Origin of the sequence: Bradyrhizobium sp. BLXBL-03 (assembly GCF_051853015.1) — a bacterium.
GTDB classification, from domain to species: Bacteria; Pseudomonadota; Alphaproteobacteria; order Rhizobiales; family Xanthobacteraceae; genus Bradyrhizobium; species Bradyrhizobium manausense.
Map to the genome: position 1 here is coordinate 4,218,409 of NZ_CP182470.1, position 25,700 is coordinate 4,244,108.

Below are 25,700 nucleotides of genomic sequence, written 5' to 3' on the forward strand. Positions count from 1 at the left end.
TCAACCGATCGGCAGGCCGGGAGGTATCGGCTGTCTGTCGGCGACAACTTGCGGCTTGTGCTCGCGCTCGCCGAGCGGCTGGGTCACCGGCAGTTGCAGCACGGTTGCGCGCTGGCCTTCGACGAGCTGGGTCACCAGCACGTATTTGCCATCGGGGAATTCGATCGCGTCGTGATGACGATCGGGAATGTGCGGATCGACCTTGCCGAACTTGCCGACGCGCGAATTGATGGTGCGCGTCCAGATCCACCTGTTGTCGTAGCGGACGTTGTCGGCGAAGGCGAGCTCCGTTCCCGGCAGCAGGCAGACCGCGACCGACATGTCGGCTTCGGAGGCGAAGCCGCGCGTCGAGGTGCCGCGGAAGGTTGTCGTGACGATCGTCTCGCCGACTTCTGCGGGACGCGTCGCGACGGCATGCAAGCTATAGTCACACATCGGGTGCTCCTCATCAGCGATAGAGCACCCGCGCCTCTTCTGAGGCGCAGGCCTCTATCAGAGTGGAAGCCTGCGATCATATGCCATGTTGGGGGCAAATCTGCGGCTTGAGTCTGCAGGCTGCCATCACAATTTCTTTTTCAGATGTCCGAGGAACAAAGACTGCTTCCGTGCATTCCGAGAGCTTCTTCGCTAGCGCCCAGCCGGTGCCGACCAACCCGAATAAGGCCAGGCCGGCTGCGCCCGTTGCCCGACGGAGTTGCGGGCATTGCGGAATTGTTCGCTCATTGCCTGTGGCGCCCTGCGAACGTGATGCTGCGGCTGCGCAGCGAAGGTTTGCGACGCTGATATTGCGATCAGCGCGATCGCGACGGTGCTCAGAATGATCTTGTGCATGGCGGTCTCCTCGGTCTCGCAAGGCCTGCGAAGCGATGCGTGCTTCGTCATGGCGTGCCGGGGATGTAGCGCGGGAGAGGTGGCCGGATAATCTGTGCAAAGCCAGAAAAACTAACCAGCCGGAGCGAACAATCGTCCGCTCCAATCTTGAGGGCGTGCTTGCCAGGTGGCGACGTGCGCCGCGTTCAGTATTTCCGGTACAGCCCGATCAGCTTGCCCTGGATCTTGACCCGGTTGGGCGGCAGGATCCGGACCTCGTAGGCGGCGTTTGCCGGCTCGAGCGCGATCGAGGCGCCGCGGCGGCGGAAACGCTTGAGCGTGGCTTCCTCGTCGTCGATCAGGGCCACCACGATATCGCCGGTGTCGCAACTCTCGTTGCGCTGGATCAGCGCCATGTCGCCATCGAGAATGCCGGCATCGACCATGGAATCACCGCGAACTTCGAGAGCGTAATGCTCGCCCGCGCCGAGCATGTCGGGCGGGACGCTGATGGTGTGGCTGCGCGTCTGCAAGGCCTCGATCGGCGTACCGGCCGCGATCCGGCCCATCACGGGAACTGCGACAGGGCGTTCGCCCTCATCGACGGGCGGGCTCGACATCGTGCGCACCTTGCCGAGATTGCCCTCGATGACGCTCGGCGTGAAGCCGCGACGGCTGCCGGCAGCCGCCTGGAGTTCAGGCAGCTTGATCACTTCGATGGCACGGGCCCGGTTGGGCAGGCGGCGGATGAAGCCGCGCTCCTCAAGCGCGGTGATCAGGCGATGGATGCCCGACTTGGAGCGCAGGTCGAGCGCATCCTTCATCTCGTCGAAGGAGGGCGGCACGCCGCTTTCCTTCAATCGCTCGCTGATGAACCGCAGGAGCTCGTATTGTTTGCGCGTTAACATCTCGACCAAAATCCCCCTGACGATGTCGCTCGATTCACAGACGCTGAATTCAGCATTAAGCCGCTACATGCTCGAAACAAATCATGAACGGACACTATATGTTCGATACATGTTCCGCAACTGCTTAATTTACCGTGAACGCGACAAAGTTCGCGGAACGGTTGCGTCGGCGCGCTCACTCCGGCAGTCGCAAGACCTCGCAAGGCGTGCCGGAAGCGGCCTTCGGTGCGAACGGCGCGCGCACGAGAAGTGCCTGTGCCGCAGCGAGATTCGCCAACAGTGAGGAATCCTGGTGGTTGACGGGAAGAGCGATGAGCGTGCCGTCGTCCCGCGTCTCGAGACGCGCACGCAGATAATCCTCGCGCTGGTCATTGGCCCCGAGGTCGCGACCGAGCACGGCGCGTTCGCGGCGATGATGAATCATTGAACGGCCCGACAGCGCGCGAATCAGCGGCACCAGAAACAGGAAGCCGCAGACGTAGGATGACACGGGATTGCCGGGCAGGCCGATGACGCGCATCGGCCCGAGCTGCCCGTTCATCATCGGCTTGCCCGGCCGCATCGCGATCTTCCAGAACGCCATCGAGATACCTTCGTGCCGAAGCGCCTGCTGCACCAGATCGTGGTCACCGACAGACGCTCCGCCGGTCGTGATCAGGATGTCGGCGCCGGATTCGCGGGCGCGGCGGATCCCTGAGGTGGTGGCGGCAAGCGTGTCGGCGGCGACGCCGAGATCGATGGTGTCGGCACCCTCGCTGCGGGCGAGGGCGTGCAGGGCGTAGCCATTGGAATAGACGATCTGGCCGGGGCCGGGTGTCGAGCCCGGCATCACCAGCTCGTCGCCGGTTGCGAGAATCGCGACCTTGGGACGGCGATGAACGCTCAGCTCCGGATGGTTCATGCCCGCGGCGAGCGCAAGGTCCCGATCGGTGAGCCGTACGCCCTTGCGCAGGAGCACGTCGCCCTCGCGGAAGTCGATCCCGGCGGGGCGAATGTGCCGCCCGGTGACGGCGGCTTCCTTGATCGTGATGCGCTTGCCGTCCGAGATGGTGTCCTCCTGGATCACGACCGCATCGGCGCCCGCCGGAACGACGCCGCCGGTGAAGATCCGGACAGCTTCGCCGGCACCGACGGTTCCTGCGAATGGGCGGCCGGCTGCAACCTCGCCGACCACCGTGAGCTGCGCATCAACCTTCGCAGCATCAGCCGCGCGAACGGCATAACCATCCATCGCTGACATCGCCTCGGGCGGCTGCGTCCGCCGCGCCGCGACGTCCCGCGCGAGCACGCGATGGAAGGCCTGATCCAGAGCGATCATTTCCTCAGCCAAAGGCTCCGCACCGGCGAGCACGGCGGCAAGCGCATCGGAAACCGGCATCAGGGCCACGGCGAACTCCCGCAACGAGATCAAGGACTCGGTCGGGCAAGGTTCTAGCCGAGCGGGAGGGCCGACGCAAAAAAGGCTATACTGCTGCGAAGCTTACGCTTCGGGCACTAGGGCTCATGTCCAGCATGATCCCGCAGGCCGGCCCGACGGGGCAGAACTGTGGCCAGCATCACGACCGCGTTATGGGATTTCCGCTTGCCGCGTTTTCCACTTCAGCGACGTCGGGCGCCTTGGGGCCCTGATCCCGGTCGGGCATCGGATCTGCCTGAGATTTCAGATCGGCCGCCTTGCTCATCAGCTTGGCAGAAAGCTCGGCGTCCGAAGTGGTCTTGGCGAATTTGACCAGCAGGGAGGCCTGCCTGGTGAGGTATGTTTTGCCCAACACGCGATATGTCCGTCCATGGAAATCCCAGCGGACTCAAGAGTCCGGAAGGGGGCATTCCGTTCCCGGAACTCCGTACAAAAATGCACAGAGAGCTTTGGTTCCTCGTTTTCGGGCGTTGTTCCGGAATTGCCCCCCCCGATCAGATCCCCAGCGCCTTCAGCGCGACGCCGACGTCGTGGTGCGAGGTCACATGGACCGTGGTGAGGCCGCGGGCGCGCGCGCCTTCGATGTTCTCGGCGAGGTCATCGAAGAACACGATCCGGCTCGCCGGCACGCCCATCGCGGCCACGACGTGGTCGAACGCTTCCGCATCCGGTTTACGCAGGCCGATGCTGGAGGACAGGTACAACTCGCGGAAATCGCCGAGCAGGTCGGCATATTCCCTGGAAAAATAGTCCACATGCGGGCGGTTGGTGTTGGAGAAGGCGTAGAGCGGCATCTGCCTTGCCGCGCGCGGCAGCAGCTCGGCGATGCCAGGCATCTCGCCCGCGAAAATCGCGTTCCATCCCTCGAGGAACTGGACATCCGAAATGGAGATTCCGAGCGAGGAGCGCAGCGAGGCAAAATAGTCCTCGTCGCTGATCTTGCCGACCTCGTGCAGGCGGTAGGCCTCGTCGCGCACATAGCGGGCGACGATGGCTTCGGGCTCGCAGCCGGCATGTCCCGCCCAGCAGGCGATCGCCTTGGAGAAATCGATGTCGAGCACGACGCGCCCGAGATCGAACAGAAGCGCATCTGCGCTGCCGGGAGAGAGCGAGGTCATTGCATCCTTTCGGGTCAGTATCGGTAGGGCTCGTGGTCGAATAGCGGGAACGCGCTGAACACGCTCGGCGCATTGGTTGCGGTGGCCGGGTGCAGGCAGGACTTGTCCACCTCGGCGAAGGAGGTGGCACCGAGCAGGCCGAGGCAGCGCAGCACCTCGTCCTCCAGCAGTTCCAGCATCCGCGTTACGCCGGTCTCGCCGGCTGCGGCCAGCGCCCAGCATTGCAGCCGGCCGATGCCGACGAGGTCGGCGCCCGCCGCGATCGCCTTGACGATGTCAGTGCCGCGGCAGAAGCCGCCATCGACCATGATCTTGGCGCGGCCTTTCACGGCGTCGACGATCTCGGGCAGCACATGCATGGCGCCGCGGCCGTGATCGAGCTGGCGGCCGCCATGGTTGGAGACGTAGATCCAATCGACGCCGTGATCGAGCGCGATCATTGCATCCTCGGCGGTGGCGATGCCCTTGAGGATCAGGGGGATCTTGAATTTGTCCTTGATCATCTTCACGGTCCGCCACTCCAGCCCCTTCTGGTAGTCGCCGCCGGTGGCGCGCAGACGGCTCTCGCGAACATAGCGCTTGGCGATGTCGCGTTCGCGACGGCTGTAATGGGCGGTGTCGACGGTCAGGCAGAAGGCGGCATAATTGGCCTTCTGCGCCCGGCTGACGACGTCCGCGACGAACGCGTCATCGCCGCGGACGTAGAGCTGGTACAGGCGCAGCGCATCGGGCGCGGCCTCGGCGGTCTTTTCCAGACCGGGCTCGGACACGGAGCTGAGCATGTGCGATGCGCCGAAAGTACCGGCGGCGCGCGCGACGCTGGCTGCGCCAAGGGGATCGAAGATCTCCAGCGCGCCGACGGGGGCGAGCACCACAGGCAGTCGCATCTTGCGGCCGAACTGCTCGACCGAGCCGCTGACCTTGCGCACGTCGCGCAGCACGCGGGGGCGGAACGCGATCTCGTCCAGCGCCATGCGGTTGCGGCGCATCGTGGTCTCTGTCTCGGCCGCGCCGACGATGTAGTCCCAGGCGTTCTGGTTGAGATTGGAACGCGCCTTCCGGATGAATTCGTGCAGGTTCTGGAACGGCTCGTTGCTGGCGCCGAGTTCGACGTTCCGTTCCGGCCGGAGTGCTTCGTTCATTGTTATCCTCCCGAGAATTTGAAGCAATTGTGCCATCGCCTATCCCGTCCGGCGCTCCAAAACCATCCTAAAATCGCATAGCTGCGAGGCGCCGTCCGGTCGACTGATTCCCGCTGGAAACGGGGCCGGCTTGCGAACGTTGCCAAATGTTTAGGCTTAGGCGAAGGGATTTTTGCCGCGTACCCGCCGGCGTGGCAGGCCGGCCTTGAAGAAACCAGAATGATATTGTGAGAACCGGGCTGGATCGCCACTTGCATGGCGGCTGCCCAGCCTCAATAGAACCGCTCAGCGAAAAGGCCACCCATTCCATGCGGAAAACCCTGCTCTTCCCCCTGGGCGCGCTCACCGGAGCGTGCCTGACCCTCCTCGTATCAGGTCCGCAGGGCGGACTATGGGCGGCTCGGGCGGCGGCAGGCGCGGATGATGCATATTCCCAGCTCAACCTGTTCGGGGAAGTTTTCGAGCGGGTGAAGGCGAGCTACGTCGAGAAACCCGACAATGCCAAGCTGATCGAAGGCGCCATCACGGGCATGGTGACCTCGCTCGATCCGCATTCCCGCTACATGAACGACAAGGCCTGGACCGAGATGCAGGAGACCACCTCCGGCGAGTTCGGCGGCCTCGGCATCGAGGTCACGATGGAAGAGGGCCTGGTCAAGGTCGTTTCCCCGATCGACGACACGCCGGCGTCCAAGGCCGGCATCATGTCCGGCGACCTCATCAGCAAGATCGACGGCGAAAACGTGCAGGGCATGACGCTCGAGCAGGCCGTCAACAAGATGAAGGGGCCGGTCGACACCAAGACCAAGCTGACCATCGTGCGCAAGGGCGCCGATGCTCCGCTCGATGTCGCGATCACGCGCGAGATCATCCATGTCCGCCCGGTCCGCTTCCACGTGGAGAACGGGGACATCGGCTACATCCGCGTCACCTCGTTCAACGAGCAGACCACCGACGGCCTGAAGAAGGCGATCGCCTCGATCTCCAAGGACGTCCCGCAAGACAAGCTCGTTGGCTATGTGATGGATCTGCGCAACAACCCGGGCGGCCTGCTCGACCAGGCCGTGTCGGTATCGAGCGCGTTCCTGCAGCGCGGCGAGGTCGTCTCGACCCGCGGACGCAATCCGGAAGAAACCCAGCGCTTCACTGCGCATGGCGGCGACCTCACCAAGGGCAAGCCGCTCGTGATTCTGGTCAATGGCGGCTCGGCTTCGGCGTCGGAAATCGTGGCGGGCGCGCTGCATGATCACAAGCGTGCTACGATCATCGGCACGCGCTCGTTCGGCAAGGGCTCGGTGCAGACCATCATTCCGCTCGGCACCGGCAATGGCGCGCTGGCATTGACCACGGCGCGCTACTACACGCCATCGGGCCGCTCGATCCAGGCTCAGGGCATCGCGCCCGATATCGAGATTCTCCAGGACGTCCCGGCCGAGCTGAAGGGCCGCGTCGACACCATCGCCGAATCGCAGATGCGCGGCCATCTGCAGGCCGCCGACGGCACCGAGCAGACGGGCTCGCAGTCCTATGTCCCGCCGGAAGAGAAGGACGACAAGGCACTGCACGCGGCCTATGACTTCCTGCACGGCGTCACGGTGAATGCGGCTGCCGCGAAACCGGCGCCGAAAACGACGGTGCCGAACTAAGCCCTATCGATCCTTGCGAGCTCAGCACGTCGCCCGGGAGTGGATCGCCACTGCCGGGCGATGTCGTTTTTAGCTCGGATTCATCGCGGCAAAGGCCGAATTGTCGCGGCTTTGTGTGCGATCGCGGCGTCTGCTGTGGAGGGACTAGCCAACCTCGCGCCGACGGCCTTGTTCGGCCTCGCGCTGGGCGAGCCGGCTGCGATGAAGCGCGAACAGCTCCAGCATCCCGTCGGCCGGCTTTGCGGCGCTGAACAGATAGCCCTGCATCTCGGTACAGCCGAGCGTGCGCAGCAGCCGCTGCTGTTCCTCGGTCTCGACGCCTTCGGCCGTGGTTGCCATGCGACGGGCGCTGGCGAGATTGACCACCGCCTGCACGATGCTGGCGGAGCCGTCGGGACCGGCGATGTCGTTGACGAAGCAACGATCGATCTTGATCTTGTCGAACGGGAACCGGTGCAAATAGCTCAGCGAGGAGTAGCCGGTGCCGAAATCGTCGAGCGCAATGCGCACGCCAATGGCGCGGAGCTGGTGCAGGATCGCCAGCGCGGTGTCGTCGTCGCGGATCAGCACGGCCTCGGTGATCTCGAGCTCGAGCCGGCTCGCCGGCAGGCTGGAGGCGGCCAGCGCTGCCATGATCTTCATCGCCAGCGTGCCGCTCTTGAACTGAACCGGCGAGACGTTGACCGCAAGGCGAATGTCGTCGGGCCACGTGGCCGCCTCACGGCAGGCGGTCGACAGCACCCATTCGCCGATCTCGTTGATCAGCCCGGTATCCTCGGCGATCGGGATGAACTCGGCCGGCGAAACCATGCCGCGCTCGGGGTGGCGCCAGCGCACCAGCGCCTCGCAGCCGGTGATGCGATCGTCCTTCAGGCTGACGCAGGGTTGGTAATAGACCTCGAGGCCGCCTTCGCACCCGCCTTGGGCGATGGCGTGGCGCAGGTCGATCTCCAGCTGGCGCCGCTCGCGCACCCTGGCGTCCATCTCCGGCTCGAAGAAGCGATAGGTGTGTCGCCCGGCAGATTTGGCGGCGTACATCGCCATATCAGCGTTCTTCAGGATCTGGTCGAGCGCGTTGCCGTGTCGCGGCGCCAGCGCGATGCCGATGCTGGCGTCGGTGGTGAGGTGATGGCCCATGCAATCGAACGGTGTGCGGATCGCGGCGAAGATCCGGGCAATGAGCTCGTTGACCTGGTCCTGCGAGGTCACTGCGCCCTGCACGATCGCAAACTCGTCGCCACCGAGCCGGGCAACGAAATCGTTTGGGCCGGCGCAGCGAAGCAGGCTCTCCGCCACGGACTTCAACAGCTCGTCGCCGACGAGATGGCCGAGCGCGTCGTTGACGCCCTTGAACTCGTCGATGTCGATGCAATGCACGGCGAGCTCTTCGTCGCGGCCGATGGCGGCCAGCGCTTCGCGCAGATGTTCGTGGAATTTGGCGCGGTTGGGCAGGTCGGTCAGTGCGTCGTAGTGGGCGAGGTGGGTGATGCGCTCCTCGGTGCGGCGCCGCTCGGTGATGTCCTCATGGGTCGCGACCCAGCCGCCGTCGGCGAGAGGCTCGTTGACGATCTGGATCGAGCGGCCATCGCTGGTGTCGACCACCATGGAATTGCGCACGTGCATGTCGCGCAGCACGCGCGCGGTATACTGGTCGACGTCGCCGGTGAACGAGCCCGTCTCCTTGCGGTGCGCGATGATGTCGCGGAAGCTGTAGCCGGGTCTGACGATGTCGGGCGACAAGCCGTACATCTCGATGTAGCGCTGATTGCAGACCACGAGCCGCCGCTCGGCGTCGAACAGCAAAAGGCCCTGGGTCATGTTGTTGACGGCGCGATCGAGACGCTGTTTCTCCAGGGTCAACCGTTCCCGGGACATGCGGTGCTGCGCCACCAGCTTGCGCACGATCGCGGTGAGCACGCCCGCGATCGCAAGCGCGGAGGCGCCGGCGACCGAAATCAGGATTCCGATCTGTTCCCGCCAGTCGGCCAGCGCTGCCGCGCGCGTTGTCGTCGCCATCATCAGGATCGGGAAGTGGGGGAGGGTGCGCGCCGAGGCCAGCCGGTCCTCGCCGTCGATCGGGCTCACCATCCGCCCGGCGAAATGGTCTTGCGTGAAGATCCTTTGCTGCTCGAACGAGCCGTTCCTGAAATTGCGTCCCATCATGTCGCTTGATTGGGGAAAGCGGGCAAGCAGGGTGCCGTCCCGATGCAGCATCGAGATCGTGGCGCTATCGCCGAGCATGAGGGTTTCGAAGAACTTCTCGAAATTAGCCGGCTCGATGCCGCGTCCGACGGCACCCATGAACTCGCCGTGTGGCCCCATGATCCTGCGCAAGATCAGGATGGTCCAGGCGCCGGAGATGCGACTGTGAACCGGTTCGATCAGCACGTCGGGCGCCTGCGGATCGTACCGGAACGTGCGGTAATAGGCGCGGTCGGCAACGTTGACCTTCGGAGCCGGCCATGCCGTCGAGGAATTGATCACATTGCCGTCGGCGTCGATGATGTTGACGCCGCCCATGTACGGCAGCGCCTCGATCTTCGAGCGCAGCATCCGGTGCACGTCCTCGCCGGAGAGGCGCTTGCGGAAGTCGTCCGCGGTCAGGATTCCGCTGAGGCGCACGTGGTCGACGAAATCCTTTTGGATGACCACGAAATCCTGCAATTGCTGATCGAAATGATGGGCGAGCAGCAGCACGGTGTTTTCCAGTTCGCGACTGGAGTTGCGCAGCGCGCGCTCGCGGAAATTCTGACGCCATCAGTACCGCGCCGACGGCAATCGCCGCGATCAGCAATGTGCCGCCCACCACGAGCCAGCGGATCGGTCCGCTGCGCACGAAGGCCTGGTCGAAGAGGCGGCTGCCGTATCTTGTCATCATGTCGATCGCTGCCGTCCACACACGTCAGGGTGGCTACTTGATCCCCATGACATCCGTCGGTTTACGGGATCGATGTGGAGGCGACGTTAGGAATCGCGGTTAACGCGACATAAACGGATGCGCACAAATGCAATCGATACCCACGGCGCCGGTATCGGACTTGCTGTCATCGCGGTCGTGAGCGGCGTGGGCAGCAAGCTCAACGCTGACATGGCACCGGATCAGGCGCGATAATGGCCCGACTTGCCGCCCAGCTTTTCGATCAGATGGATGCCGTCGATGCGCACGCCGCGCTCGACCGCCTTGATCATGTCGTAGATGGTGAGGCAGGCGACCGTCACCGCCGTCAGGGCTTCCATCTCGACGCCGGTCGGGCCAGTCACCTTGACGCTGGCGCGGACCACGCAGCCCGGCAGCTTCGCATCGGGCTCGATGTCGACCGTGACCTTCGACAGCGCCAGCGGATGACAGAGCGGAATCAGCTCCGAGGTCCGTTTCGCGGCCATGATTCCGGCGATGCGTGCGGTGCCGAGCACATCGCCTTTCTTGGCGTTGCCAGACACGATCAGGTCGAGCGTTGCCTTTTCCATGACGACACGGCCTTCGGCAACGGCGAGCCGCTCGGTCGCGGCCTTGTCCGAGACGTCGACCATCCGCGCCTCGCCAGTGGCGCCGATATGGGTGAGGGCAGGGCCCGCCTTCTTCGAAGGCCTGGTCTTCGCAGGCTTGCGCGCCAGAATCTTGCGCACCATGTCAGCGCGCGCCCGTGGCGCGGGCCTTGGTCTCGCGCGCGAGCAGCGTGCGCGTGGCGGCAGTGACGTCGGCCTGCCGCATCAGGCTCTCGCCGACCAGAAAGGTCGACATGCCCACGCGCTCGAGCCGGGCGAGGTCTGCGGACGTGAAGATGCCGCTTTCGCCGACCATCAGCCGCCCCTCGGGGATCAGAGGCGCCAGCATCTCGCTGGTCGCCAGCGACGTCTCGAAGGTGCGCAGGTTCCGGTTGTTGACGCCGATCATCGGCGAACGCAGCTTCAGCGCCCGATCGAGCTCGGCCCGATCGTGGATCTCGATCAGCACGTCCATGCCGTAGGCGATCGCGGCGTCTTCGAGATCCCTGGCCGTCGCGTCATCCAGCGCGGCCATGATGATGAGGATGCAGTCGGCGCCGTGCGCCCGCGCCTCGACGACCTGATAGGTTTCGAACAGAAAATCCTTGCGCAGCACAGGCAGCGAGGTCGCCGCGCGTGCCGCCACCATGAAGTCGAGATGGCCCTGGAACGAGGGCGCATCGGTCAGCACGGACAGGCAGGCCGCACCGCCCGCTTCATAGGCCTTGGCCAGCAGGGGCGGATCGAAATCTTCGCGGATCAGCCCCTTGGAGGGCGAGGCCTTCTTCACCTCGGCGATCAGCGCGTAATCGCCATCGGCATGCTTGGCCTTGATTGCGCGCACGAAGCCGCGCGTCGCGCCTTGCGCCCTGGCCTGTGCCTCGAGCGCCGAGAGCGGCTGCGCGCGCTTGGCCGCCGCGATCTCCTCGCGCTTGTAGGCCTCGATCTTGGTCAGGATATCGGACATGACGGGTTCAGCTGTTCGAGACCGCGATCAGATGTTTCAGTCGCGCATTCGCAGCGCCGCTGTCGAGCGATTTCGCACCGATCGCGACGCCTTCCTTCAGGTCCCTGGCGCGGCCGGCGACGACCAGCGCCGCGGCGGCGTTCATCAGCGCGACGTCGCGATAGGGGCTCGGTTTGCCCTCGAGCACGTTTTGCAGAGCCATCGCATTGGCGTCGGCGTCGCCGCCCTTGAGGGCGCCGGGCTCGCAGCGCGGCAGGCCGACGTCCTCGGGCGTCACCTCGAAATTCCTGATCTCGCCATTGTGGAGCGCCGAAACGAAGGTCGGGCCGGTGAGGGTGATCTCGTCGAGGCCGTCGGAGCCGTGCACCACCCAGGCGGATTCGGAGCCGAGATTCTTCAGCACCTGCGCCAGCGGCTGCACCCATTGCCTGGAGAATACGCCGACCATCTGCCGTTTCACGCCAGCCGGGTTGGTGAGCGGCCCGAGCAGGTTGAAAATCGTACGGGTGGCGAGCTCCACCCGGGTCGGGCCGACGTTCTTCATGGCGGGGTGATGGGCCGGCGCGAACATGAAGCCGATGCCGCATTCGCGCACGCAGCGCCCGACCTGCTCGGGCTTGAGGTCGAGCTTGACGCCAAGCGAGGCCAGCACGTCGGCGGTGCCCGAACGCGACGACAGTGCGCGGTTGCCGTGCTTGGCGACGGGAAGCCCGGTGCCCGAGACGATGAAGGCGGCGCAGGTCGAGACGTTGACCGAGCCGGAGCCGTCGCCGCCGGTGCCCACGATGTCGACCGCGTCGGCGGGGGCGTCGACGGTGAGCATCTTCGAGCGCATCGCCGTCACCGCGCCGGTGATCTCCTCCACGGTCTCGCCGCGCACGCGCAGCGCCATCAAGAGGCCGCCCATCTGCGAGGGTGTGGCCTCGCCGGACATTAGGGCGTCAAAGGCGGATGCGGCTTCCTCACGCGACAGGCTGGCGCCGGTCGCCACTTTTCCAATGATCGATTTCAGGTCGTCCATCGCGTGCTTTCAACTCACTGGTTCGCGCCGGTCACTTGCGCGAAGGCGGCCTGATTAATGGTGGTTCCGATGTCGGTTTCAAGCTTGTTGACGTAGGAGGCGACCAGTTCATCGGTCAGCGACTTGCCGACGCTCTCCTTCAGCTTCTTGACGGCATCGGAGGCGGTGTCGACCGCGGGATCGACGATGTCGGTGACGCGGAAGACGATGACTTCGGTGCCGCCGGTCACGGGCGCCTGCCCGACGCCGTCCTTGGCGGTGCGGAAGGCGGCCGCAACGATGTTGGCGGGCACTCCGGCCGGAGTGTCGTCGCGCTTGAAGCCGCTGGCGCTCTCGACCTTGGCGTTGACCGCTGCGGCCTCGTCGGCGAGCTTGCCGCCCTGTTCGAGCTTCTGCACCATCTCGGTCGCCTTCGCCTTCAGCTTGGTGGCGATCTGGTCCTGGCGCCAGCGCGCCTCGACCTGGTCGCGGACCTCGTCGAGATTGCGGTCGCGCGACGGCGTGATGGCGAGCACGTCGTACCAGACGTAGCCGCCCTTGAACGAGATCGGGTCGTTGTCGACGCCGACATCGCTGTTGAAGGCCTGCGACACCACGTCGAGGCCCGGGGGAATGTTGGCGACCGGCTGGCCGTTCGGCGCGCGGCCGGAGCGGTCGACGGCGTCGATGGTCACGGCCGTGAGCCCGAGCTTCTGCGCGGCATCGGCGACGCTGGTGCCGGCACCGCGTTCGTCCTCCATCTTGTCACGGAGCTCGCCGACCTTGGTGCGCGCGCGCTCGGTCGCGATGGATCGCTTCACGTCGGCGGCAAACTTGGCGTAGTCGGCCTCGGCGCCGGGCTCGATCTTCTCGACCTTGACGATCGAGACGCCAATCGGGCCCTGGATCGGCTGGCTGACCTCGCCAACCGGAAGCGCGAAGGCGGCATTGCCGACGGTGGGTTCGAGCGAGGATTTCGTCACCAGGCCGAGATCGACGTCGGAGGCCGTCAAACCGCGCTCTTTGCCGAGATCTTCAAAAGACATCCCGCCGACCAGACGCTCGCGCGCGGCCTGTGCCTGGGCGGCATCAGGAAACACGATCTGCTTGATCTGGCGCTTCTCCGGTGTGGAGAGTTGGTTCTTGCGCTGATCGAACAGTTTCTTCGCGTCATCGTCGGAGACGTCGCTCCACTTGGCGATCTCCTCAGGCGAGATCATGGCGAAGACGATCTTGCGGTATTCGGGCGCGCGGAACTGGACCTTGTGATCCTCGAAATAGGCGGCGAGTGCCTCGGGCGAGGGGGGATCGATGGTGCCGGCCTGCGCCGTATCGAGCCTGACGAACTCGATCGAGCGCTGCTCGTTCTGGAAGCGCGTCGCCACCTCGAGCATGGTTTTCGGCGGCTCGATGCCGGCACCGATCGTGCCCGTGATCTGCCGGCGCAGCGCTACCTTGCGCTGCTCGGCCACGTAGCGCTGCTCGGTGTAGCCGAAATTACGGATCAGCCCCTGGAAGCGGTTCGCATCGAACTTGCCGTCGACGCCCTTGAAGTTCGGGTCGTTCATGATGAGCTGGCGGACCTGCTCATCGGATTGGCCCAGCCCCATCTGTCGCGCGTTCTCGTCGAGGGCGGCTTCCGCAATCGTCTGCTGCAGCACCTGGCGGTCAAGGCCGAACGCGCGCGCCTGGTCCGGCGTGAGGGGACGGCCGAACTGGCGGCCGATCTGCTGCAGGCGGTCGGTGTAGATCTGGCGGAACTCGTTCAGCGAAATCTCTGTGTGGCCGACCTTGGCCAACGTGGACTGCCCGAAGCCCCGGAAAATGTCGGCGATTCCCCAAATGCCGAAGCTGATGATCAACACGCCCATCACGACGGCCATGATGGTCTTGCCGACCCAGTTTGATGAGGCCTTGCGCATTCCTCGAAGCATTTGGTCCAACTTGTCTTGATAAGGAGGGGAACGGGAGCGCGTCTTAATGCAGATTCCGCAAAAGCGCGTCACCAAATTGATATGCCATCATAAAGTGGCGGCTTTCGCCCCGCAACCTCGCCCCAGGCCGGCCCTCGAAGTTGCGGTCAGATGCGTCTGGTCTCTGGAACTGCCACGGCGCCTCTGCTAGCGCATGCACAAACCTCATTCTGCTGGACATTGACATGACCGAAGCCATCCGCCCCTTGATCGCCGGCAATTGGAAAATGAACGGCCTGAAAGCCCAGGCCGCCGAATTCGACGCCATGCTCAATGGTGCGGCAGAGGTATCAGGCAAGGCCGATCTGCTGGTCTGCCCGCCGGCGACCCTGATCGCGGCCTTTGCCGAGAAGGCGCGGGGCAACAAGGTCGCGGTGGGAGCCCAGGACTGCCATCCCAAGGCCTCCGGCGCCCATACCGGCGATATCGCGGCCGAAATGCTCGCCGACGCTGGCGCGAGCGCCATCATCGTCGGCCATTCCGAGCGTCGCGCCGACCACGGCGAGGGCGATGCGCTTGTCAGGCAGAAGGCGGAAGCCGCCTGGCGAGCCGGGCTGGTCGCGATCGTTTGCGTTGGCGAGACGCAGGCCCAGCGCGATGCCGGCCAGACCCTGGACATCGTCCGAGGCCAGCTCGACGGCTCGCTGCCGGACGGCTCCACGGCCGCCAATCTGGTCGTGGCCTATGAGCCGGTCTGGGCGATCGGCACGGGCCTCACCCCCACGGCCAAGGATGTCGAGCAGATTCATGGGTTTATCCGGGATTTCCTGAGCTCCAGGTTCAAGGCTGACGGGGCGAAAATGCGGATCCTCTACGGCGGCTCGGTCAAGCCGTCGAATGCAGCCGAGCTGATGGCGGTCAAAAACGTCAACGGCGCGCTGGTTGGCGGCGCCAGCCTGAAGGCGGCCGATTTCCTTGCGATCGCGAAGGGTTGCCCCTAGCTAAGTCAAAGCTTTGACGCGGGGGCGATCGGGGGTGGCAATACCCCCTCCGATCGTGTAACACCGCGCAACTTCAGGAAAACCCGCGAAGCGCGATCGGCCGCCGTCAGGCGCCGCCCGCTTGTGACGGAAGGATAGCATGCAGACCGTTGTCATCGTCATCCACCTCATGATCGTCGCCGTCATGATCGGCGCCGTGCTGCTCCAGAAGTCGGAAGGCGGCGGCCTCGGCATGGGCGGCGGTGCGGGCTTCATGTCGAGCCGTGGCACTGCGAATCTCTTGTCGCGAACCACCGCAATCCTCGCGGCTGGCTTTTTCCTGACCAGCCTGTTCCTGTCCTGGTACGCCGGTTACAACCGCGCGCCGTCCTCGATCATCGGCCAGCCCGCGTCACAGACCCAGCCGGGCGGCGCCAACCCGATCACCGCGCCGACGTCGGGCGGTATTCTGGACACGCTGAAGAAGGCGGACGAGCAGCAGCAGGCTCCGGCGGCGCCGAGCGGCCCGCAGGTGCCGCGCTCGCAATAAAGCAGGGGGGCCATGCAGGACGGTGGCTAGCGTCCTGCATCAACAATCCCCATCAAGGCACTGTCACCATTCTTCGTTTTGGCTCACCCACAGGCCCGCAGATTCTTTGGGGCTGAATACGAATCGCTTTGGCGAATCGGGTTTGAGGGATTAGAGGTTAAGTCCCATGGCGCGGTACATATTCATCACCGGCGGCGTGGTTTCTTCGCTCGGCAAGGGTCTCGCTTCAGCGGCACTCGGTGCCCTGCTGCAGGCCCGGGGCTACAAGGTCCGCCTCCGCAAGCTCGACCCCTATCTCAACCTCGATCCCGGAACGATGTCGCCGTATCAGCACGGCGAAGTGTTCGTGACCGATGACGGCGCGGAGACCGATCTCGATCTCGGTCACTACGAGCGCTTCACCGGACGTCCTGCGACCAAGCAGGACAACATCACGACCGGGCGCATCTACCAGGACATCATCTCGAAGGAGCGCCGCGGCGATTATCTCGGCGCGACCATCCAGGTGGTCCCGCATGTCACGAACGCCATCAAGGAGTTCGTGCTGTCAGGCAATGACGAGTACGATTTCGTGCTGGTCGAGATCGGCGGCACCGTCGGCGACATCGAAGGCCTGCCGTTCTTCGAGGCGATCCGCCAACTCAAGAACGAGCTGCCGCGCGATCACGCCGTCTACATCCACCTGACGCTGCTGCCTTACATCCCGAGCGCCGGCGAACTCAAGACCAAGCCGACGCAGCATTCGGTGAAGGAGCTGCGCTCGATCGGCATCCAGCCGGATATCCTGCTGTGCCGAACCGACCGTGAGATCCCGAAGGAAGAGCGGCGCAAGCTCGGCCTGTTCTGCAACGTGCGCGAAAGCGCCGTGATCGAGGCGCGCGACGTCGACAACATCTACGCCGTCCCTGAGGCCTATCACAACGCCGGCCTCGACGATGAAGTGCTCGCCGCCTTCGGGATCGGCTCGCGGATTCCGCCGGCGCTGCAGAGCTGGCAGAAGATCAACGAGCGCGTCCGCAACCCTGAGGGCAACGTCACCATCGCCATCGTCGGCAAGTACACCGGCATGAAGGATGCGTACAAGTCGCTGATCGAGGCGCTCTCGCATGGTGGCATCGCCAACAAGGTGAAGGTCAATCTCGACTGGATCGAGAGCGAGATCTTCGAGAAGGAAGATCCGGCGCCGTTCCTCGAACACGTCAACGGCATCCTGGTGCCGGGCGGCTTCGGCCAGCGCGGCGCCGAAGGCAAGATCAAGGCGGCGCAGTTCGCGCGCGAGCGCGACGTGCCGTATTTCGGCATCTGCTTCGGCATGCAGATGGCCGTCATCGAGGCGGCGCGAAATCTCGTCGGCATCGAGGAGGCCAACTCCACTGAATTCGGCCCGACCAAGGAGCCCCTGGTCGGCCTGATGACGGAATGGCTGCGCGGCAACGAGCTCGAGAAGCGCTCGCAGGCCGGCGATCTGGGCGGCACGATGCGCCTTGGCGCCTATCCCGCTGCGCTGAGCCGCGGCAGCCGCGTCTCGCAGGTCTATGGCGGCGCGACCGAGATTTCCGAGCGCCACCGCCATCGCTACGAGGTCAACACCGCCTACAAGGATCGCCTCGAGCAGCACGGCCTGAAATTCTCCGGCCTTTCGCCCGACGGCGTGCTGCCCGAGATCGTCGAATACGAGGATCACCCCTGGTTCATCGGCGTCCAGTTCCATCCCGAACTGAAGTCGCGGCCGTTCGAGCCGCACCCGCTGTTCGCCTCGTTCATCGAGGCGGCGGCGAAGCAGTCGCGGCTGGTGTAACCGGCTCAGCCGTTTCCGGTGATCCTGGCTCGCGCGCTCGCTTACGCGGCCGCCATGTCCATCCTGCGACAGAAGCACGATGCCTTGATCGGCACCTCCGCCCGCGCCTGGGCGAGATCGAGTCGCTGCTTGATCAGCGGCGTCTCGACCTTGTCGCCACGCCGCACCAGGCATTCATGCAATCCATGAAGTGACCACAGATTGTCGGGATGCTGACAGGCACGGCTTAGCTTTCCATCGAGGCCGAGATCGGAGCGGTACACCGCCTCGGCTTCCTCGATCCGTCCCTGTTCCAGAAGCAGCGCGCCGAGCGCGTGGCGCGGCGGCTGCATCCATCCCCAGGGCTCGTCATAGGGCAATGCGTCGCTGAGTGCGACCGATCTGCGCAACTCGGCAAAGGCCATGTCGTAGTTGCCCTTGCGGTATTCCAGCTCCCCATTCAGCATGGCTTCGGCCACACCAAGCAGGTTCACGACCTTGTTGTTGTGCACCAGCCGGCTTTCCGGCACGCGGGTCTTTGCCTGCGCGAACAGCGCCTTTTCGGTTTCGGCCTCAGTGACGTGGCCAAGCGCCGAATGAGCCACCGCCTTGGCGTAGTGGATCATGGCGGTCACCGAGCAGTACAACTCGCGATCCTCCGGCAGCTTTTGCGCGATGATATCGTTCCATTTGCCGAAGCGCACGAGCACGTGCTGCTTCATCGTCAGGTAGCCTTCCAGGAAGTCGGCCATGGGTGGCGACTGAATGCGCAGCACCGGATCGGGCACGGTCGCAATGAGCTCCTCGGCTGCCGCAATGGCGGGAGCATATTGGCCCAGGAACATCGCGCCGTAGATGGCGAAGTGGAAATTATGGATGACATAGACCAGGTAGACACCTGGATCGTCGGAGTAAGCGAGGAACTTTCGATCCGTTGCCAGCGCCTTCTGATTGTACAGCAGGACGTCGTTGTATTGTCCGCACAGCACATCGAGATGGGTCGGCATGTGGATCAGATGTCCGCTGTCGGGCGCGATCGCGCGCAGCCGGTCGCCGGCTCGCATTGCTCGTTGCGGGAACGGCGACATCTCCATGAGATGGACGTAGAGATGCAGCAGCCCCGGGTGATCCCATGCCGCCGGCATCCTGTCGAAGGCCTGTTCGAGAACCGTCCTGCATTCCTCGGTGCCGGCCCCCGCCGTCGGTTTTCCAGAGGTCAGGTCCCACATCAGCCACGGCGTCTCGTTCATGATCGCCTCGGCAAGGATGGCCCGGACATCGAGATCGTCTGAATATGTCGCGAAGACCTTGCGCATCTCCTGCGTGAAAGCCTTGTCCCACGCCGCCATGTCCTCGATGGCCTCGCGCTGGGGATAGCGCGCAGGCAACGCACGGATCAGCGCGCGCTCCACCGGGCCAGTCTTGTCCGCATGCGCGAGAGCGTCCCGCGTCGCATCGTAGGATGCCGCGAGCGCCAGCTGACGGCCGTGGGCGTCATAGCGAACCCAGGGAAGGTTGTAGTTGGGGCCCGATGCGTAGGCGATGCCCCAGTGCGCCATCGCACAGTTTCCGTCGTACGCCAGCGCTTTGCGAAAACACTTGATCGCTTCACCGTGGTTGAACCCGAACACCCAGTTGAGCCCTCGGTCGAACCAGAGCTGGGCCTCGGGCGACGAGGTGGTGATTTTGCGGCTGTAAGGGCCGAGATCAAAATAGGTCAATGTCTTGCCTCCCCTGATCGCGTTGGCCGCGGCGCCATCTGCCCTTGAGCGTCACCGGCGGCTCATCCGCAAGATCGAGCCGCGACAATACCAAGAAGAGTGCCCGAGCGCTATTGAGCCCATGCTCGCAATCAGGGAGGCGGTTGGTCTAACAATCCGCTTGCGCTGCGGCGGGTGTTGACGCCTGCTGCGCCAGCGATCCCGCAATCAGCGTCATTTGCGGTCGTCGGGTCAGCTTGTAGACGGCGGCCGGCGGCACGTTCAGGAAGGCCCGGTCCACCAGCGTTGCGCGCAGGCCGAGGCGGTCGAGCACCGGCCGCGGGATCGGACAGCTCATGCCATAGGTGAACTGGTAGAAGGCGCCGCCGGGGCGGACATAGCTGAATGCGCCGCTGACGATCGAGATGACCTTGCGCGTCGACATGTTGAGCAGCGGCAAGCCGCTCACGACCGCACCGACGGGCGCACCGTCATAGAGACGCTCCGTCGCCAGCCGCGCCGCATCCATCCACAGCACGCGCGCGCCGGGAAAGCGCATCTGCAACAGCTTCATGAAATCCGAGCCGTATTCGATCAGCGTGAGATCCTGCTGCCTGACGCCGCGCTTCAGCAGCTTGTAGGTGAATGCGCCGGTGCCGGGACCGAGCTCGAGGATCGGGCCGGTCTTCTCGGTAATCTCGCGCGTGATGAGATCGGCCAGCGCCGCACCCGATGGTGTGATGGCGCCGACCTGGCGCGGTGAGGACATCCAGGACAGGAAGAAGGAGAGAAAATCGTTGGGCATGCGCACTCCGGCATTTCGGCTGCACCTCATGAAAACCAGAGGTGATGCGAATGCACTGTTGCGGCGCTGGATTGCGACAGCATTGCGCTGCGAGGTGCGGATGCAGATTGAATCAATTCTGCCGATGTGGCGGCAGCGTCAGTCTGAAGCAGGTGCCGCCGTCTGCGTCGTCGGTGACCGCGACCTGGCCGCCATGCAGCAGCACGATCTCGCGCACCATGTTGAGACCAAGGCCGGCGCCACGGTCGAGCGGGGTGAGCCGATAGAACGGCTCGAAGATCTGCTCGCGCTGATCTTGTGGAATGCCGGCGCCTTCGTCGGTGACCTCGATGCAAGCGGGCTTGCTGACGCGAATGCCGATCGTGCCGCGGCGCGGGCCGTGCTGGATCGCATTCTGCACGAGATTGGTCAGCGCCCGTTCCAGCGCGACTGCGTCACCAATCGTCTCGATCGGCGTTGAGGGCGCATCGAGCGCAAGCTCGTAGCCGGCGGCAATGGCCAGCGGCGCGAGGTCGGCGGCCGCGCTCTGCGCGACCGCGACGAGATCGACGCGTGCAAAGGGATGGCCGCAGCGGTCGAGCCGCTGGATGTCGAGCAATTGCTCGGCCAGCGTCGCCAGCCGCGCAGTATCCTCCAGCAGCCGGGTCTTGTCTGGACCAGAGGGCAGCGATTCCAGTCGCGTATTGAGGATCGCGATCGGCGTGCGCAACTCGTGCGCGGCGTCCGCAACGAAACGCTTGTGCCTGATATAGCCCTGGTCGAGCCGCGCCAGCGCATCGTTGACTGCGGTGACCAGCGGCACGACCTCCAGCGGAATCCGCTCCACTGACAGCCGCGCCCCCCGCTGATGAATGTCGATGCGGCGCGCCTGGTCCGCGGTTGCATCCAACCCCCGGAAGGCGCGCTGCACGATCATCGGCGTCGCGATGAAGGTCGCGGTAGCCATGATCAGCAGGCCGGGCAGGGCGATGCCGAGAAACGCCAGCGAGGTCATGAAGAGTGCCTTGGCGCCGGTCAGCCGTCCCTGCGTCGCAGTGATGATCTGCACATTGCCGGCATCGGTGTTGACGCGCTTCAGCCGCGCCGCCGGCTTGCGCGGATCATCCTCCAACATCTGCCAGCCGAGCCGCGCCTGGCTGATATGGTCGAGACCGCTGCCGATCGCTGCGAATTCCGCCGGCACGGCGCCTTCGGTCAGCGAATGTCCTTGCCGGTCGCGGACCAGGAACCAGAGGTCCGGTGTCTCGGAACGCAACTGTGTCAAATCGGGCGTCGACCGCAGAATCAGGCCACCAGCTGCGTCGCGTGCAAGCGCGTGCTGCACGACATCGATGACGCGGTCCTCGTCACGCTCCGCCAGCACGAAGCCTGAGGCGCAGAGCGCGCCGACGACCACGCCGACCAGTGCCAGCAGCAGCGCGGCCTGGAGCGCGAGCAGGCGCCAGCTCAATCTCGAGCGCAGGCAATAGGGATCGTCGTGCCTGCTCATGTCAGCTTCTTCAGGAGATAGCCGACGCCCCTGATGCCGTGGATCTCTACGCCGGCGTCGGCCTCGGCAAGCTTGCGGCGCAGCCGCGAGACATGCGTGTCCAGCGCATTGGACTGGATCTCGTCGTCAAAATTGTAGACGGCTTCCTCCAACGCCGCGCGCAGCACCGTGCGGCCTATCCGGCGGATCAGGGCTTCGAGCACCAGCAACTCGCGGCGGGGAAGCTCGAACGGCCGGCCGTCGATGCTGGCCTCGCGATGGTTGAGGTCGAAGGCGATGCGGCCGGCGCGGATGACGTCCGGGGACAGGCCCGCGGGCCGCCGCAGCACCGCCCGCAATCGTGCCAGTAGCTCTTCGACCGCGAACGGCTTGGCGAGATAGTCGTCGGCACCGCTGTCGAGCCCGGCGATGCGGTCGGCGAGCTCGCCCCGCGCGGTCAGGACGATGATCGGCACGCCATCGGCGCGCGCCCGCAACTTTGGGATCAGCGTGAGGCCGTCGCCGTCGGGAAGCTGGCGGTCGAGCAGGACGGCGGCATGGACGTCGGCGGAAATCGCTTCTTCCGCCTCCGCAAGCGTCGGGGCGTGATCCACCACCATGTCGTAGCGTTTCAGTGCCGACGAAAGGGCGCCGGCCATCTCGACTTCATCCTCGACAAGCAAGATCCGCATGTAACAGGTACCCTGACTGAAAACCGAGCCATTCTAGCGGCCCGATCATTGCGGCAGCATTGCGGGAACAGGCGCTGCGCGGTGCCCGGTCCCGTCCAGCCATGCGCGAAACGCTGCGGAGGGTGGCCGGGCAGGGCTCAAGACAGCCCTATGGCCGATCGCTATAACCGCCGCACCCTTCCAGGGAGGAAACGAGAATGATCTACGAAATGCGCCAGTATCGCTGCGTGCCCGGTCGCCTGCCGGCGTTGCTCAAGCGGTTCGAGACTGCCACGCTGAAGATCTGGGAGAAGCACGGCATCAGGCAGGCCGGGTTCTTCACCACGCTGATCGGCGAATCCAACCAGGAGCTGACCTATTTCCTCGCCTGGGAGTCGCTGGCCGAGCGCGAGAAGAAATGGGGGGCATTTATGACCGATCCAGAATGGGTGGAGGCGCGCGCCAAGTCCGAAGCAGATGGCCAGATCGTTGCCAATATCGTCAGCCAGATTCTGGCTCCGACTGCTTTCTCTTCAGTCAAGTAGCTGTCGTTCCGGACAGGTGGCCGCGGCGCAACCCTGATATTCAAAGGTCAGGGCCGAATGGGGTTGATCCCGCCCATTCGGCCGCTATGGTCGCGCCGAAACAGGGATTTTGCGTCTTGAGCACCAGTCAATCTGCAGCGCCGGTCGTCAGCGTCGGGTCGGTCAAATTCGGCAATGATCTGCCGATCTCGATCATTGCAGGTCCCTGCCAGCTCGAAAGCCGTCAGCATGCGCTCGAGGTGGCCTCCGCGCTGAAGGAGATCGCCGCACGGCTCAAGATCGGCCTCGTCTACAAGACCTCCTTCGACAAGGCCAACCGCACCAGCGCCTCTGCGGCGCGCGGCCTTGGCCTCGCGCAGTCGCTGCCGATCTTCGCCGAGATCCGTTCCTCCCTTGGCCTGCCCGTGCTGACCGACGTGCACGATACCGCGCAATGCGCGGAGGTGGCGCAAGCCGTCGACGTCCTGCAGATCCCGGCCTTTCTCTGCCGGCAGACCGATCTGCTGCTGGCCGCAGCCGCAACCGGCAAGGTCGTCAACGTCAAGAAGGGGCAGTTTCTTGCGCCCTGGGACATGGCGAATGTCGCTGCGAAGATCACCAGCGCCGGCAATCGCAACGTGCTCGTCACCGAACGCGGCGCCTCCTTCGGCTACAACACGCTGGTCTCTGACATGCGTTCGCTGCCGATCATGGCGCGCACCACCGGTGCGCCCGTGATCTTCGATGCCACCCATTCGGTGCAGCAGCCGGGCGGGAAGGGCGCGTCCTCCGGCGGCGAGCGCGAGTTCGTGCCGGTGCTGGCGCGCGCGGCCGTCGCCGTCGGCGTTGCCGGCCTGTTTATCGAGACGCATCCCGATCCAGACAGCGCGCCGTCGGACGGACCCAACATGGTGCCGCTGCGCGACTTCGAAGGGCTGATCGCCAGGCTGATGGCATTCGACGCGGTGGCCAAGGGCCAAGCGCATTGATGCACGAGCCCTTGGCAAGGCCGTCGACCGACCAGAAGTTTCCGCCTGCGATCAACATCATCGCGCTCGCAAGCTTCTCCGCCGCGTTGTCGACGCGCGCACTCGATCCGGTGCTGCCGCATGTTGCCGAGGAGTTTTCGATCAGCATCACGACGGCGGCAAGCATCGCGGCCGGCTATGCGCTGATCTACGCGCTGATCCAGCCGATCGTCGGTGCGGCAGCCGATCTGTTCGGCAAGGCTCGGCTGATGACGTTGTGCCTGGCGCTGCTCGGTGCCGCCTGCATTCTGGGCGCGCTCTCGACCACCTTCTCGGGCCTGTTCGCCAGCCGCATGCTCGCCGGTATCGCCTCGGGCGGCGTGTTCCCGGTTGCGCTCGGCCTCACCGCCGACCTGGTCGCGCCGGCGAAGCGGCAGGTGGCGATCGGCCGCACGCTGGCGGGCTCGATGACGGGCAACCTGCTAGGTGCGACCGCATCGGGCATCATCGGCGACCTCGTCGGCTGGCGCGGCGTGCTGGTGATCATCGGTGCGCTCGGGCTGATCGCGGCCGTCGCGGTCGCGGCGGGCTTTCGCGGTGCCGCGCTCACGGCGCGGCCGAAGAGCGATCTGAGGACCTTGCGGCAGGGTTATCGCACCATTCTCGCCAATCCGAACGCGCGCTATTGCTATTCGGCCGTGTTCGTCGAGGGCTGCTGCGTGTTCGGCCTGTTTCCCTTCATCGCCGCGCTGCTGTTCGATCTCGGCGAAACCTCGCTGTCGATCGCGGGCATCGTCATCGCGGGCTTCGCGGTCGGCGGGCTGTTCTATACTTTCACGGTCTCGCGCTTCCTGCCGCGACTGGGCGTCAAAGGGATGATGATCGCAGGCGGGAGCCTCGTCGCGCTTCAGCTCGCAGCGCTCGCCCTTGGCCCCGGCTGGAAGGTCCAGTTCGCCATCATGCTGCTGATGGGCTGGGGCTTCTACATGATCCATGGCTGCCTGCAGGTGTTCGCCAGCGAGCTGTCGGTCGAGGCGCGCGCAACAGCGATGTCGCTGCACTCGTTCTTTTTCTTCATGGGCCAGACCGTCGGTCCGCTCGCCTACGGGTTCGGCCTGGCGCATGCCGGCAAGGCGCCGACCCTGGCCGCAAGCGCTGTGCTCATGGTGCTGCTGGGCCTTGCCTGCGCCGCGCTGCTGAGGCCGCGGGCGCCGTCCGACGCGCGAGCCTGATCCAGGGCCGCGACCGGCGTGTGAAGTGGCGTAAAAGCGGGGATATCGAGATTAAAACAAAAGCGATTGGACCGGCGGCGAGGATCGCATCATATTCGCCGGGGCATCATTTGCGAGGGCATGCGGGGCGCGCAACCAGGAGCCGCCGAATGTACGCCAATCTTCTCTTGAGCACCGATGGTTCGGACGTCGCCACAAAAGGCCTCACGCATGGAATTGCGCTGGCGAAAGCGTTGAGTGCCAAAGCGACGATCATCACCGTGACCGAACCGCTGCCGATCGATTATGGCGGAGGATTTGACTCGGGATGGGTGCCGTCGCAGGAAGAGGTCGACAATTTTGACGCGGCCTGCAGGGAACGCGCCGGCAGGGTGCTCGATCGGGCACGAGGCATAGCCGAGCAGCGCGGGATGCCGGTCGAACTCCTGCACGTTCCGAATTCGCACCCGGCCACGGCGATTGTCGAAACCGCAAGATCCAGAGGCTGCGATTTGATCGTCATGGCCTCTCATGGGCGCCGCGGCCTCAGAAAGCTGTTTTTGGGAAGTCAAACCTCCGAGGTCCTCGGGAACGGAAGCGTGCCAGTCTTGGTCGTGCCGCCCGACCCAACGGTGTGAC

The 25,700-nt window shown here is 64.8% G+C and carries 23 protein-coding genes and 1 pseudogene; 8 read left to right on the forward strand and 16 right to left on the reverse strand.

The window, feature by feature from the left end:
* From ACNJX9_RS20300 to ACNJX9_RS20330, 7 genes are all read right to left on the reverse strand, one after another.
* Positions 1 to 435, reverse strand: a complete 435-nt coding sequence (locus ACNJX9_RS20300; protein WP_057755980.1) for a hypothetical protein — start codon at positions 433 to 435, stop codon at positions 1 to 3.
* Positions 436 to 627: 192 nt separating this feature from the next.
* Positions 628 to 831 (reverse strand): hypothetical protein, encoded by a 204-nt coding sequence (locus ACNJX9_RS20305; protein ID WP_439403942.1) that lies wholly within the window; start codon positions 829 to 831, stop codon positions 628 to 630.
* 185 nt (positions 832 to 1,016) lie between these two features.
* Entirely contained in the window at positions 1,017 to 1,718 is a 702-nt protein-coding gene (gene lexA / locus ACNJX9_RS20310) for a transcriptional repressor LexA (protein ID WP_057756726.1), read from the reverse strand.
* Between the two features lie 175 nt (positions 1,719 to 1,893).
* Complete coding sequence (locus ACNJX9_RS20315; RefSeq protein WP_439403943.1) at positions 1,894 to 3,105, reverse strand: molybdopterin molybdotransferase MoeA; 1,212 nt, start codon at positions 3,103 to 3,105, stop codon at positions 1,894 to 1,896.
* A 169-nt stretch (positions 3,106 to 3,274) separates the two neighbouring features.
* Positions 3,275 to 3,490, reverse strand: coding sequence for a hypothetical protein (locus ACNJX9_RS20320; RefSeq protein WP_439403944.1), 216 nt, complete (start codon positions 3,488 to 3,490; stop codon positions 3,275 to 3,277).
* 139 nt (positions 3,491 to 3,629) lie between these two features.
* The gene (locus tag ACNJX9_RS20325; RefSeq protein WP_439403945.1) at positions 3,630 to 4,253 is read right to left on the reverse strand and encodes an HAD family hydrolase; all 624 of its coding nucleotides are present in this window, start codon (positions 4,251 to 4,253) and stop codon (positions 3,630 to 3,632) included.
* A gap of 14 nt (positions 4,254 to 4,267) precedes the next feature.
* Positions 4,268 to 5,395 carry an alpha-hydroxy acid oxidase gene (locus tag ACNJX9_RS20330; protein ID WP_439403946.1) on the reverse strand — a complete coding sequence of 376 codons (1,128 nt, stop codon included), beginning with the start codon at positions 5,393 to 5,395 and terminating at the stop codon, positions 4,268 to 4,270.
* A gap of 308 nt (positions 5,396 to 5,703) precedes the next feature.
* Between ACNJX9_RS20330 and ACNJX9_RS20335 the strand changes: the two genes are divergently transcribed.
* Positions 5,704 to 7,041, forward strand: coding sequence for a S41 family peptidase (locus ACNJX9_RS20335; RefSeq protein ID WP_057755969.1), 1,338 nt, complete (start codon positions 5,704 to 5,706; stop codon positions 7,039 to 7,041).
* 144 nt (positions 7,042 to 7,185) lie between these two features.
* On the opposite strand, the pseudogene ACNJX9_RS20340 reads toward ACNJX9_RS20335, so the two are convergent.
* The 5 genes and pseudogenes from ACNJX9_RS20340 to ACNJX9_RS20360 all read right to left on the reverse strand — a co-directional run bounded on the left by ACNJX9_RS20340 (position 7,186) and on the right by ACNJX9_RS20360 (position 14,428).
* Positions 7,186 to 9,919: pseudogene (locus ACNJX9_RS20340) on the reverse strand (bifunctional diguanylate cyclase/phosphodiesterase).
* A gap of 221 nt (positions 9,920 to 10,140) precedes the next feature.
* Positions 10,141 to 10,656 (reverse strand): cyclic pyranopterin monophosphate synthase MoaC, encoded by a 516-nt coding sequence (gene moaC, locus ACNJX9_RS20345; RefSeq protein ID WP_439410091.1) that lies wholly within the window; start codon positions 10,654 to 10,656, stop codon positions 10,141 to 10,143.
* 16 nt (positions 10,657 to 10,672) lie between these two features.
* Positions 10,673 to 11,494: an indole-3-glycerol phosphate synthase TrpC gene (gene trpC / locus ACNJX9_RS20350; protein WP_439403947.1), complete on the reverse strand. Its 822-nt coding sequence runs from the start codon at positions 11,492 to 11,494 to the stop codon at positions 10,673 to 10,675.
* Positions 11,495 to 11,501: 7 nt separating this feature from the next.
* Entirely contained in the window at positions 11,502 to 12,515 is a 1,014-nt protein-coding gene (gene trpD / locus ACNJX9_RS20355; RefSeq protein WP_057755960.1) for an anthranilate phosphoribosyltransferase, read from the reverse strand.
* A gap of 14 nt (positions 12,516 to 12,529) precedes the next feature.
* Positions 12,530 to 14,428: a SurA N-terminal domain-containing protein gene (locus tag ACNJX9_RS20360; RefSeq protein ID WP_439403948.1), complete on the reverse strand. Its 1,899-nt coding sequence runs from the start codon at positions 14,426 to 14,428 to the stop codon at positions 12,530 to 12,532.
* 224 nt (positions 14,429 to 14,652) lie between these two features.
* On the opposite strand from ACNJX9_RS20360, the gene tpiA reads away from it, so the two are divergent.
* The 3 genes from tpiA (at position 14,653) to ACNJX9_RS20375 (ending at position 17,735) form a co-directional block, all read left to right on the forward strand.
* Complete coding sequence (tpiA, locus tag ACNJX9_RS20365) at positions 14,653 to 15,408, forward strand: triose-phosphate isomerase (RefSeq protein WP_439403949.1); 756 nt, start codon at positions 14,653 to 14,655, stop codon at positions 15,406 to 15,408.
* A 139-nt stretch (positions 15,409 to 15,547) separates the two neighbouring features.
* Entirely contained in the window at positions 15,548 to 15,937 is a 390-nt protein-coding gene (gene secG, locus ACNJX9_RS20370; protein WP_057755941.1) for a preprotein translocase subunit SecG, read from the forward strand.
* 166 nt (positions 15,938 to 16,103) lie between these two features.
* Positions 16,104 to 17,735 carry a CTP synthase gene (locus ACNJX9_RS20375; protein WP_439403950.1) on the forward strand — a complete coding sequence of 544 codons (1,632 nt, stop codon included), beginning with the start codon at positions 16,104 to 16,106 and terminating at the stop codon, positions 17,733 to 17,735.
* 41 nt (positions 17,736 to 17,776) lie between these two features.
* Here ACNJX9_RS20375 and ACNJX9_RS20380 read toward each other — a convergent pair whose 3' ends face one another.
* From ACNJX9_RS20380 to ACNJX9_RS20395, 4 genes are all read right to left on the reverse strand, one after another.
* Positions 17,777 to 19,435, reverse strand: coding sequence for a hypothetical protein (locus ACNJX9_RS20380; RefSeq protein ID WP_439403951.1), 1,659 nt, complete (start codon positions 19,433 to 19,435; stop codon positions 17,777 to 17,779).
* 148 nt (positions 19,436 to 19,583) lie between these two features.
* Positions 19,584 to 20,219, reverse strand: coding sequence for a class I SAM-dependent methyltransferase (locus tag ACNJX9_RS20385; RefSeq protein WP_439403952.1), 636 nt, complete (start codon positions 20,217 to 20,219; stop codon positions 19,584 to 19,586).
* Between the two features lie 112 nt (positions 20,220 to 20,331).
* The gene (locus ACNJX9_RS20390) at positions 20,332 to 21,708 is read right to left on the reverse strand and encodes a sensor histidine kinase (protein ID WP_439403953.1); all 1,377 of its coding nucleotides are present in this window, start codon (positions 21,706 to 21,708) and stop codon (positions 20,332 to 20,334) included.
* Positions 21,705 to 22,379 carry a response regulator gene (locus ACNJX9_RS20395; protein ID WP_439403954.1) on the reverse strand — a complete coding sequence of 225 codons (675 nt, stop codon included), beginning with the start codon at positions 22,377 to 22,379 and terminating at the stop codon, positions 21,705 to 21,707. Before ACNJX9_RS20395 ends, ACNJX9_RS20390 begins: the two co-directional genes overlap by 4 nt.
* A 197-nt stretch (positions 22,380 to 22,576) precedes the next feature.
* On the opposite strand from ACNJX9_RS20395, the gene ACNJX9_RS20400 reads away from it, so the two are divergent.
* The 4 genes from ACNJX9_RS20400 to ACNJX9_RS20415 all read left to right on the forward strand — a co-directional run bounded on the left by ACNJX9_RS20400 (position 22,577) and on the right by ACNJX9_RS20415 (position 25,699).
* A complete protein-coding gene (locus tag ACNJX9_RS20400; RefSeq protein ID WP_057755918.1) occupies positions 22,577 to 22,903 on the forward strand; it encodes an NIPSNAP family protein in 327 nt (108 codons plus the stop codon).
* Between the two features lie 116 nt (positions 22,904 to 23,019).
* Positions 23,020 to 23,871, forward strand: coding sequence for a 3-deoxy-8-phosphooctulonate synthase (gene kdsA / locus ACNJX9_RS20405; RefSeq protein WP_439403955.1), 852 nt, complete (start codon positions 23,020 to 23,022; stop codon positions 23,869 to 23,871).
* Positions 23,871 to 25,082, forward strand: coding sequence for an MFS transporter (locus ACNJX9_RS20410; RefSeq protein WP_439403956.1), 1,212 nt, complete (start codon positions 23,871 to 23,873; stop codon positions 25,080 to 25,082). The genes kdsA and ACNJX9_RS20410 overlap by 1 nt, the downstream gene beginning before the upstream one ends.
* Positions 25,083 to 25,231: 149 nt before the next feature.
* Positions 25,232 to 25,699: a universal stress protein gene (locus ACNJX9_RS20415; RefSeq protein WP_439403957.1), complete on the forward strand. Its 468-nt coding sequence runs from the start codon at positions 25,232 to 25,234 to the stop codon at positions 25,697 to 25,699.
* Position 25,700: the final 1 nt, after the last annotated feature.